This window comes from Niveispirillum sp. FG156 (genome assembly GCF_057809555.1).
The window spans coordinates 1-7,100 of the sequence record NZ_JBMDKE010000083.1; the positions used below are offsets into that span (position 1 = coordinate 1).

The 7,100-nt window shown below is 52.6% G+C and carries 6 protein-coding genes; all 6 read left to right on the forward strand.

The window, feature by feature from the left end; translation table 11 throughout:
• Positions 1-169 precede the first annotated feature (169 nt).
• Complete coding sequence (locus ACODSP_RS28045) at positions 170-868, forward strand: sulfotransferase family protein (RefSeq protein WP_488968799.1); 699 nt, start codon at positions 170-172, stop codon at positions 866-868.
• Positions 869-1,022: 154 nt separating this feature from the next.
• Positions 1,023-2,336, forward strand: a complete 1,314-nt coding sequence (locus ACODSP_RS28050) for a sulfotransferase family protein (RefSeq protein ID WP_488968800.1) — start codon at positions 1,023-1,025, stop codon at positions 2,334-2,336.
• Between the two features lie 138 nt (positions 2,337-2,474).
• A complete protein-coding gene (locus ACODSP_RS28055; protein ID WP_488968801.1) occupies positions 2,475-3,368 on the forward strand; it encodes an NAD-dependent epimerase/dehydratase family protein in 894 nt (297 codons plus the stop codon).
• A 27-nt stretch (positions 3,369-3,395) separates the two neighbouring features.
• Positions 3,396-4,406, forward strand: a complete 1,011-nt coding sequence (locus tag ACODSP_RS28060) for a GDP-mannose 4,6-dehydratase (RefSeq protein ID WP_488968802.1) — start codon at positions 3,396-3,398, stop codon at positions 4,404-4,406.
• Between the two features lie 41 nt (positions 4,407-4,447).
• Positions 4,448-5,572, forward strand: a complete 1,125-nt coding sequence (locus ACODSP_RS28065) for a GHMP family kinase ATP-binding protein (RefSeq protein WP_488968803.1) — start codon at positions 4,448-4,450, stop codon at positions 5,570-5,572.
• A 390-nt stretch (positions 5,573-5,962) separates the two neighbouring features.
• Positions 5,963-7,100, forward strand: a 1,138-nt coding sequence (locus tag ACODSP_RS28070) for a sulfotransferase family protein (RefSeq protein WP_488968804.1), incomplete at its 3' end; no start/stop codon positions are given.

A 7,100-nucleotide genomic window follows, 5' to 3' on the forward strand; every position in this document is an offset into this window, starting at 1 on the left:
CTGCTACGCAGCTCTGGAAACTAAAGCCCTGGCCGCGTAACTATTGAATTCCAGCCTCCGGCAAACCCGGGGCGATTCAAAGCTGTTGCCCTGGCTATTGCAGAGCGGCGATTGACACCACCAAAGCAAATCGCTAACGTCGGAACACTGAGAATATTTCTGCATTCCTATGGCGTTGCCCCTCATCATATCGCACATCCCCAAAACTGCCGGGACAAGTCTGCTCAATCTTGTCCGCAGTTTGAGTCCTGATGCGGTCCTAGTCTACAACGGTCAGCTTCAGCTGGGGAATCCGGATTTAGACTTCATTCTCAATTTCCGTGCAGCCCCAGCGCCGTCGGTTGTCATGGGACATTTTTCTTATGGCATCCATCGCCTGCTTGGTATCCCGCCCCGCTATGTGACGGTGTTGCGCGAACCCCTAGCGCGTATTGTGTCATTGTACCGACATCAGCAACGGCTGGAAAGTTCCAACTTTGCGGAGATGCTGCGCAATGGCGCCACCTTGCGCGATTTCGTCGTGTCGGGGGTCACCGAGATGACCAACAACCATATGTGCCGGGTCATCGCCGGAATCGCGCCGGAAACGGGTCGGATTCATGACGACTGGCTGTTGGGCCTAGCGCTCCATAATCTGAAGAACCACTATGTCGCCGTCGGCCTGCAGGAAGACCTGCCGGCGGCCACCGCGCGGATCGGTCGCATGCTTAACTGGCCTGATCACTGCGTTCCAACCGAGAACATTTCGAGCAACCCGGTACCCGTGATCGACGACGCTACCCGTGACGCGCTGGTCGCCGACAACGCTTTGGACATACAGCTCTACGAGCATGTCTGCAACCATCCAGTGGCCTACCTGCAGGGTTGACAGGCTGCGGAAAGTGACGAAAGCCAAGCCAGCCGGTGCGTGACCGATGGGATGGCGCGGCTGACAGAGCTATTCCAGCGGTATCCCCCCTCCGCGACGCAGCAACGTAATTCTGCAACAGGCTCTTCACTGTCTATGCTATTTTGGTTGGCACATGTATGATATCATTGGAAAAATTTGGTGCAGAGATATGATAACGCAACCCCCTTCCAGTGCGCGGAACACTCCGACAGTAGATGTTGCCCCACTTGAATTTTCCGACGGACATCGCCCTTCGGTTTTTTTTCTTCATATACCGAAGACAGCTGGGGTGACGTTGCGCAATTATTTGGCCAACCAGTATCGCCTGGAAGCTATTGCACCGAGTAATTGGCAGCAACTCCTTACGATTACCCCAGAGCGGGTGTCTCGCCTTCGCCTATTACAGGGTCATTTCCCATGGGAACTCAAGAATTTTTTGCCGGGGAACCCACGTATAATCACGTTCCTTCGTGAGCCGATTGCCCGCACTCTCTCGACTTTACAGCATCTTGCACGAGATCCAGAATTTCATCCCCTGCACGCCAGATTCAAGGGTTCATCTGTCACGGCCATGCTACGTGATCCCATGATCCGCGCCTTCGTGACTAACTCGCAGACCAGCATGCTTTCTACGCCTCGGCTTTCGTTGGATGAAACGTTTGGTTTCGCGCGCCGAATGGTTGAACAAGGAAACGGATTGGATTTTGGACTGCTAGGAACCGAAGTAAGCTTGACTTTGGCTGCGGAACGCTTGAAGGCAATGGACTTCGTGGGAGTTCAGGAAAATTTCGATACTTCTCTTCTTCTGCTATCTGAGGGATTTCATTTTCATCCATCGACCATTCGGATGCAGATGAACAAAAATCCGAATATGCAGAATGATGAGGTATCTGCGGAAGATATGGAAATCCTGCATGATATAAATCAAGCTGATTTGGAATTGTACTCCATTGCTAAGACTCTGTTGAGCCAACGAGTGCAGCAATTCAGCGCGTCGGAACTAGTCGACCATCTGATTAATATTGGTATATATCGAATGGGTGCAAGGTCTGTCGAGCTGGAACTCGGTGACCCGATCCCTGGATCTGGTTGGTACAATGCTGAGCAGCAGGGGGCGAATGGGTCAACCTATCGCTGGGCGGGACCAACTGCGTCCTTGGATCTGCCCTTAACGGCTGGGCACACTTACGCCTTCGAGGCACTACTGTATGGCAGACCCGACCTGGCGGTTATCCGCGTCTTCATTGATGACGAAGAGCAAACGTTAACGCTGGAGCGTGGCCACAGTCCTCTCAGTTGCACGGCGCGCTGGACGGCCCAGGCATCAACGGGATACCACACAACAATCCGCTTTGAAATTTCGCGCATGCGTCGATCAGCGACAGTCCAGGATTTGCGTACGCTTGGGTTCTGCCTCGGCCGTTTCCGAGCTATCGATATCACATAAATCTACAGAGACATTGAGAAATGCAGTGGTCGTCACCTGAACATATTCACGCTCTTTGAACGGGGGAGATGGCGGAAAATCGTTTGACTTATTATGGCTTATATTGCGTATTACTGATGTCATATCATTTTCAGCGTTGTGGGTGCTTCGTTGTCGACACGAAAGAGCGTACTGGTCCTTGGGGACACCGGATTTACCGGTCAGCACTTGATGGCCCTTTGTCGAGACGACCCAGAGGTCGAGTGCACTGGTGGTTCGTTTTTTGGGCGAACGGATTTGACCGATCCGGGTGCCATTGTGCGCCTGTTAGACCGTGTGCGGCCTAAAGTGATTGTCAATCTTGCGGCCATCTCGTCACCAGGTGAAGCGGACTATCGCCGTCTCTACGAGGTTAATGCCTTTGGAGTGCAGAGTTTGCTGGATGCTTTGGTCAATTCGGGCTTCGATGGACGCTTCATTATGGCGTCCAGTGCCAACATTTATGGTAATAATACGACTTCCGTGATTAGTGAAACTGACATCGTCGACCCGGTCAACCACTACTCGTACAGCAAATGGTTGGCGGAGCGCTTCTGTGCAGCATCCGGAGGTCAATTTCACACGACAATCACCCGCTCTTTCAGTTGTATAGGGGTTGGGCAGAGGCCGCAGTTCTTGCTGCCAAAAATTGTTCGTCATTTTCGGGAACGCGCCTCAGTTATCGAACTCGGTAACATTAACGTCCGCCGCGACTTTGTCGATATTCGCGATGCGGTTAAGGTATATCGCCGCCTGATGACTGTAGAAAATCCGCCTGACCTCCTGCATATAGCCAGCAATCGAACTTGGTCCATCAGTCAGATCATCAATTTACTCACTGAAATCACCGGGCACCGCATTGACGTTCGTGTCAACCCGGCCTTTATCCGGCCGAATGATCTTCTGTTCCAGCAAGGTGATGACGCTCGCATGCGAGCGCTGGGGGTGGTTTGCCAGTATGATATGATAGACACACTGCGGTGGATGTACGAGATCTCCGGCAACGAACCATGACATGCTGAATTTAGGGGTAAATTTCCCATGACTACGCGTGCGCTCATCACTGGCATCACAGGCATGGTCGGTTCCCACTTGGCCGACTTTCTGTTGGAGAACACCGATTGGGATATCCACGGGATGACGCGATGGCGCAGCCCGCTGGACAACATCGCGCATCTAGTCCCTCGCGTGAATGCCAAAGACCGCGTCTTCCTGCATTATGGTGACCTGCGCGACGGGATATCCATTGATGGGGTTGTTGCTGCGGTTAAGCCCGACTATGTCTTCCATCTGGCAGCGCAGAGCTACCCAAAAACCAGCTTTGACGCGCCGCTTGATACGCTAGAGACAAATGTCCAGGGGACTACTCGTGTCCTGGAGGCACTGCGCCGCCATGCTGCCGACGCCGTCATCCATGTTTGTGCTTCGTCAGAAGTGTTTGGGCGGGTCCCGCGCGAGAAGTTGCCGATCGACGAGGAATGCACCTTCCACCCAGCGTCACCTTATGCGATCTCTAAAGTAGGCACAGATTTGGTAGGCCGTTTCTATGGCGAAGCCTACGGCATGAAGACGCTGACAACGCGGATGTTCACACACACAGGACCGCGTCGCGGCGATGTATTCGCCGAAAGCAGCTTTGCCAAGCAGATTGCCATGATCGAGTGTGGTCATATCGCTCCCGTGATCAAGGTCGGCAATCTGGACAGCTTGCGTACTTTTGCTGACGTGCGTGACGCGGTGAGGGCCTATCATATGTTGGTGACTATCAATCCGACTGCGGGCGCTTACTATAATATCGGAGGCACCTACACCTGCACTATCAGGGAGATGCTGAATAAGCTTATTGCGCTCTCCACGGTTAAGAACATCCAGGTTGAGGTTGATCCTTCTCGCTTGAGACCAATCGACGCTGATCTACAGGTGCCGAATACAAACAAGTTCGGAGCCCATACCGGCTGGAAGCCTGAGATTCCGTTCGAAACGACGATGTATGACCTGCTGGAATATTGGCGTGGGCGTGTCGCTGGGAACCCGGCCTTCTTGTCCCGCTGAACCCCGTCCCCATCATCTACTCGGCTCAATGGAGACACCGCATGTCCACTGAGGTTTTAGACGCAGATGCCGGAAGCCGGGAACGTTGGCCGCTCGGTAGAATGTCTAACGTGATAGATATTGTGCGTTCGCGCGCACCATTGCGTTTGGGCCTAGCCGGTGGCGGGACAGATGTTGCTCCCTATTGCGACTTGTATGGTGGCTGCGTCCTGAATGGGACGATCAATTTGTTCTCCTATGCCACAATCGAGCCGGCACCGGAAGGAACTGTGGAGTTCATAGCTCCCGATATCGGCACATCGGTAAGTTTGAAGGCTTCACAACAGCTTGTTCTTGAAGAGCCATTACGGCTGCACCGCGCAGTGTATAATCGCGTTGTGCGTGAATTTAATGAAGGGCGACCGTTATCCCTGCGGATAACCACCTATTCCGACGCACCCCCAGGGTCGGGGCTTGGCACCTCCTCCACCCTGGTGGTTGCCCTGCTGCGAGGCCTAGTGGAGTGGCAGGGTATTCGGTTATGCGAGTACGATCTCGGGCAGCTCTCCTACGAGATTGAGCGTGTTGATGCCAATCTAGGTGGTGGTAAACAAGATCAATACGCTGCAGCCTTTGGTGGATTTAACTTCATGGAGTTTTATGCGGACAACCGCGCTGTCATCAACCAATTAAGGGTACGTGAAGCTGTCGTCTCAGAGTTCGAAAGTTCGCTGATCTTGTTTGATACTGGCCGGTCGCGCCACTCCGCCGAGATTATAGCCGAGCAGTCGAGTAACGTTGCCGATCCATCGGCCTCGCGTGCGATACAGGCGATGCACGGAATTCGTCAGGACGCCTTCGATATCAAGGAAGCTCTGCTGAAGGGCGACATGCACGGGTTGGCCAGGATGTTCCGTCAGTCCTGGGAGCGTAAGAAGCAAACCGCCCACAGTATTACCAATCCGCAGATCGATTATGTCTACGACCGCGTAATGGCTGCTGGGGGGCTGGCGGGAAAGGTTTCTGGCGCGGGTGGTGGCGGTTTCATGATGTTCATAGTCGATCCAGTGCGCCGTCAAAACGTTCTGGAGGTGCTATCCCAAGAAGCGGGCCGCATAGTCCCCTTTCATTTCGTCAGCACCGGCGCCCTCGCCTGGAGAATCCGTAACCCAGGCTGGGTACGTTAAGCATCCATGGTTGATGGTCTTTCTGGTTTATATAAGTGGAGGTGTGTTCGATGAGGTCAAATTAGATGCGCAGAGGATGACTCGGCGGCATATTGTGATTTATTGAATCCACGAGAATGGATATTTATCGCGGTATCGATGTGTACATTATACCAAATATATATCATATTTTTTGATGCCACAATTTATATTTTTGCTACATTTGTTATGGTCAAATGAGTGATATATCGTCTTTTATCGGCCCAGGTAGTCTCAGGAGGTGAAGAGAATGCATGAATACATATCAGTTTCTTGAATATTTCCCAATGATTGCAACATGGCAGTTCTGCATTTACGCGTTGCAATCACCCCTCCTGCATGTTTTTGAATTCGTTGCTGAATAGGCCTACAATGACTCAATCGAACGTTCTAAAGGATAAAGCGCCCAGCAAGTGCAAAGGGGTGCTCATTGCTGGTATGCATCGGTCAGGGACGTCGCTGACGGCTGGCATTCTGTGCCAGATCGGCGCGACTCCTCCGAAGAATCTTATGCCGGAGAACGCGTTCAATGAAACCGGCTATTGGGAGTCCCTTCGTTTTTGTGAAGTGAATGACCGTATTCTGAGTTCAATCGGCAGCAATTGGGACGACACTCTTCCTATCGACGACGGCTTCTTTTCTTCCGATGCAGGAAAAGAGGCGGTGTCCGACATCGCCGCGGCCATCATTGAAGAATATGGAAACAGTTCGCTGATTTGCGTTAAAGATCCCAGAATCTCGCGCATTTTCCCGTTATGGATTTCCGCTTTCGAGCATTTAGGGATTGAGCCTTTCGTTATAATTCCTTTCCGGAATCCTCTTGACGTCGCTTCATCGCTGAAGCGGCGGGATGATTTGGCCTTTCCTTATGTCCAGGCGCTGTGGCTCCGCTACATGCTGGATTGTGAACGGCACAGCCGTGGTCAAAAGCGTGCTTTCATCTCTTATGAAAGTCTGTTGGCGGACTGGAGAGGCTCCGTTATGCAGATCGGCAGGGATTTGGGCATATCTTGGCCGAAGATGCAGCCGAAGATATCAGCCCACGTCGATAGGTTCGTGTCCGGAAAGTATCGGCACCATAGTTCTAACGCTAGTGATCTCGCCCAACACCCTTATGCATCTTCGTGGGTTAAGCAGGCATACGAAATTTTAACTGCATGCGGCTCAGGAATCTGTCCAAATCCTGAAGAAGCCTTCACTGGGTTGATTGATCAGGTCGATGCTGGCGATAAATTGTATTCTGCGATGCTGGCTGAAGCGGCCCTTAAGCTTGAGGAAGAGCGTAATGCCAAATCCGTCCTTAATCAGGAGATCGCTAATTCCGAGATAATAGTACGGTCTATGAAGACGGAGGTTGCAGCAGCGCTCCATGCGGGATTGGAAGAGCGGTCAAAAGCTCAGGCGATCCGGGATAACGCCGAGACAACTCTCGCCGCTGCACAGCAGCAGGCTGCTGCGGTCGAAGCCGCGCTGAAGGCTGAGGCTGCGGTTGAGATTGAAGCACTCCGTG